This is a genomic window from Streptomyces sp. NPDC006265 (assembly GCF_040613555.1).
In the GTDB taxonomy this organism is placed as follows: domain Bacteria; phylum Actinomycetota; class Actinomycetes; order Streptomycetales; family Streptomycetaceae; genus Streptomyces.
Genome location: NZ_JBEXSH010000926.1, coordinates 1 through 3,435 on the forward strand (window position 1 = coordinate 1; position 3,435 = coordinate 3,435).

Annotated in this window: 5 protein-coding genes; 2 read left to right on the forward strand and 3 right to left on the reverse strand. The window is 69.8% G+C overall.

Going from position 1 to position 3,435, the window contains the following annotated elements; all coding sequences use genetic code 11:
- Positions 1-241 (reverse strand): acylphosphatase (locus tag ABZ281_RS42870; protein WP_356663497.1); only part of this gene is annotated, 241 nt, incomplete at its 3' end.
- 161 nt (positions 242-402) lie between these two features.
- Between ABZ281_RS42870 and ABZ281_RS42875 the strand changes: the two genes are divergently transcribed.
- Positions 403-1,533: a CAP domain-containing protein gene (locus ABZ281_RS42875; protein WP_356663498.1), complete on the forward strand. Its 1,131-nt coding sequence runs from the start codon at positions 403-405 to the stop codon at positions 1,531-1,533.
- A 16-nt stretch (positions 1,534-1,549) separates the two neighbouring features.
- On the opposite strand, the gene ABZ281_RS42880 is transcribed toward ABZ281_RS42875, so the two are convergent.
- Positions 1,550-2,134, reverse strand: a complete 585-nt coding sequence (locus ABZ281_RS42880; RefSeq protein ID WP_356663500.1) for a flavodoxin family protein — start codon at positions 2,132-2,134, stop codon at positions 1,550-1,552.
- Positions 2,135-2,240: 106 nt separating this feature from the next.
- Here ABZ281_RS42880 and ABZ281_RS42885 point away from each other — a divergent pair, with 106 nt between their 5' ends.
- Complete coding sequence (locus ABZ281_RS42885; RefSeq protein ID WP_298557397.1) at positions 2,241-2,639, forward strand: helix-turn-helix domain-containing protein; 399 nt, start codon at positions 2,241-2,243, stop codon at positions 2,637-2,639.
- Here ABZ281_RS42885 and mutM read toward each other — a convergent pair.
- Positions 2,629-3,435: bifunctional DNA-formamidopyrimidine glycosylase/DNA-(apurinic or apyrimidinic site) lyase (gene mutM / locus ABZ281_RS42890; RefSeq protein WP_356663502.1), on the reverse strand; the 807-nt coding region annotated here is incomplete at its 5' end. The two genes, ABZ281_RS42885 and mutM, sit on opposite strands and share 11 nt — an antisense overlap.

The window sequence follows — 3,435 nt, forward strand, 5'->3', positions numbered from 1 at the left end:
CCCAGATCTCGGTGACGCCGTCCACGCGTCCGGGCGTGTCGTCACCCTGGAGCCACTCCAGCAGGCCTTCGCAGCCCTCGCGGCCGCCCTCGGCGACCACTTGGACCCGGCCGTCGCCCAAATTGAGAGCAAAGCCACTCAGGCCGCCGATCTCCAGAGCCTTGGCCCGCGTGAACCAGCGGAAACCCACACCTTGGACGCGTCCACGCACCCAGGCGACCAGTCGCACATCCTCGCTCATGACTGCAACCTAACCGCCCGATCTCTCTCCGGGCACTTCCTCCACTTGCGCCATGCGGTACCGTCCCCCCTCAACGAATCTCATATGAAACTCACACGATCGAGTGGGTTTGGTGTTGATCTCGAGGACGAGTCGACCGCCAGGACGAGGAAGGCCAGGACATGGGACGCCACCGACGCTCCGACGCCGGCCGCGCCGCCACGGGCCGCGCCACGGGAATCACCCACACCGACGGCTTCGCGGAGGGCCGGGACCCGCTGTACCCCGCCGCGGACGACGCCCCGACGATGGGCATCGCGCCCTATCTGAACCCGGAGGCGTACGCCGGCAACTACGCGAAGACCGAGGCCTACCTGTTCGGGGCGGAGGCGTCCGCCGCGGGTGACCGCTTCAACGACACGGCCGTCTTCGCGAGCGACGGGTTCGCGAGCGACAGCTTCACGCCCGACGGCGGCGCCCGGCGCGCCGGTTCGCACCGTCGCCGCAAGAAGACCGCCCGGCCGATGCGCACCGGACTGCTCGGCGTCTCCGCCGCCGTCGCCCTCGGCACGGTCGCGGTCGCCACCGGCGCCGTGCCCGGCCTCGACAACTACAAGGTCGGCGGAGGCGGCGGGGCCGACAAGGTCCAGGCCGGGGACACGCCGACGAACACCCCGATCGAGCAGGGCGGCACCTCCGGCAGCGCCGACAGCCGCGGCGAGGCGCCCACCAGCCGGGACGTCGAGCGTTCCGGCTCGCCGTCCCCGTCCGCCTCGAAGTCGTCGGCCGCGCCGACGAAGACGCCGGAGAAGCCGGAGAAGACGCAGGAGAAGAAGGCGCCGGCGGCAACTCCGAGCGAGAAGCCGGACAACACGCCCTCGCGTACGGCCACGAAGGCGCCGAAGAAGCCCAGCGCCTCCGCCGCCCTGTCCGGGGAGTCCTCCGCGGCGGCCCAGGTTCTGAGCCTCGTGAACGAGGAGCGGGCCAAGGTGGGCTGCAGCCCGGTCGCCGCCAACAGCGCCCTGACCGGGCTGGCCCAGAGCTACAGCGAGGACATGGCCGCGCAGGGCTTCTTCGACCACACCGACCCCGACGGCCATACCCCCTGGGACAGAGCCGAGAAGGCCGGGATATCCAACCTCGGCGGCGAGAACATCGCCCGCGGCCAGGCCGACGCAGCGGCTGTGATGGACGCCTGGATGAACAGCCCCGGCCACCGCGCCAACATACTGAACTGCGACTTCAAGACGCTGGGCGTCGGCGTCGAGCTCGGCTCCGGCGGCCCCTGGTGGACGCAGAACTTCGGCTACTGAGCCCGGCTGACGACGCTCAGGCGGCGGCCAGGCCCTTGAGGTACACCCTGGCCGTCTCCGCCACGCGGCGGCCCAGCTGTTCGGCCGTGGCGATGTCGGCCTTGTGGACGGCGTCCGGGCCCTCGTCGGCGTTGGTCTGTGCTGCCGCGCCGGTGAAGACGCCGAGACGGTTCAGGTCGTGCTCGGAGCCGGTGCTGCTGTTCCAGCCCGGGAGCAGACCGAGGTTGACCCAGTGCATACCGAGCTGCGCGGCGAGGATCTGGAAGTACTGCAGGGTGTGCAGCTTGTCGCCGCTCTTGGACGCGGAGTTGGTGAAGCCCGCGGCCAGCTTGTCCTTCCAGGCCTGGGTGGCCCAGCGCTTCGAGGTGGCCTCCGCGAAGACGTGGAAGGCGCCGGACGCGGTGCCCATGTAGGTCGGCGAGCCGAACACGATGGCGTCCGAGCGGTCGAGGACCGCCCACTGTTCCTCGGTGATCTCGTCGACCTTGATCAGATGCACCTCGGCACCGGCTTCGACGGCACCGGTACGGACGGCCTCGGCGATCACGGCGGTGTGGCCGTAGCCGGAGTGGTAGGCGAGGGACACGACAGGGGTGGTCACGTAGTACTCCTGAAATAGGCAGGTCGCTGACGATGACCAAAGGAAAGCACTAACTTCTAGTTAGTGCAACCTGTCGGTTAGCGCTGCGCTGGAGTAGGCTGGGCATATGACCACCACCCAGGAGCTCACGGAGGGGCTGGACGACCTCCCGTACAACGTGTTCGCCAAGGCCTGTCCGTCGCGCGGCACGCTGGAGCACGTCATGGGCCGCTGGGGCGGCCTCACGCTCGGCGCCCTGTACGAGGGCTCGCTGCGTTTCAACGAGTTGCGCCGCCGCGTCGACGGGGTGAGCGAGAAGATGCTGTCCCAGACGTTGCACGCGCTGGAGCGCGACGGCCTGGTCCACCGCGAGGCCCAGCCGACCAACCCGCCCCGGGTGGACTACGAACTGACGCCGCTGGGGCGCCACGTGGCCGAGCGGCTGCTCGCCCTGATCCACTTCGTGGAGGGCAGCATGGACGAGGTCCTGGCCGCGCGCGAGCGGTACGACTCCGCTAGGGCGTGATCCGCGGCGGCCGCTGGCACTTCGGACAGTGGTAGCTCGACCGGTTCATCCAGGGCCTCCGCCGCATGGGCGTGCCGCACCGCCGGCAGGGCAAACCCTCACGGCCATAGGCGTCGAGCGACCGGTCGAAGTACCCCGACTCGCCGTTGACGTTGACGTACAGGCTGTCGAAGCTGGTGCCGCCCACGGAGAGGGCCGCGTTCATCACGTCCCGCACATGACCCAGGAGCATCAGGGTGCGCGGACGCGTGAAGGTGGCGGTCGGGCGCTCGTAGTGGATGCGGGCGCGCCACAGGGCCTCGTCCGCGTAGATGTTGCCGACGCCGCTGATCAGCGACTGGTCCAGCAGGGCCCGTTTGATCGTGGACCGCTTGCGGCGCAGCGCCTGATGGAACGCCTCGTCGTCGAAGAGCACGTCGAGCGGGTCCCGGGCGATGTGCGCGATGGCGTCGGGCAGGCCGTCGGGGGTGTTCTCGTGCAGCGAGAGGCCGCCGAAGGTGCGCTGGTCGACGAAGCGGAGTTCGGTGTCAAGGGTGTCGGTGAAGCGGACGCGGATGCGCAGGTGCTTCTCGTCCGGGGCCGTGCGCGGCTGGACCAGCAGCTGGCCGCTCATGCCGAGGTGGGCCAGGATCGACTGGTCCGTGTCCTCCAGGGGCAGCCACAGGTACTTGCCGCGGCGGCTGGGGACACCGATGCGGTGGCATGCCCAGTCGGCCCGCGCCGGCCGGTTCTCCAACTCCGCCTCACGGCTCGTGTAGTTCTCGAAGTACTCGGCCTGGTTGGCGAAGTTCGGACC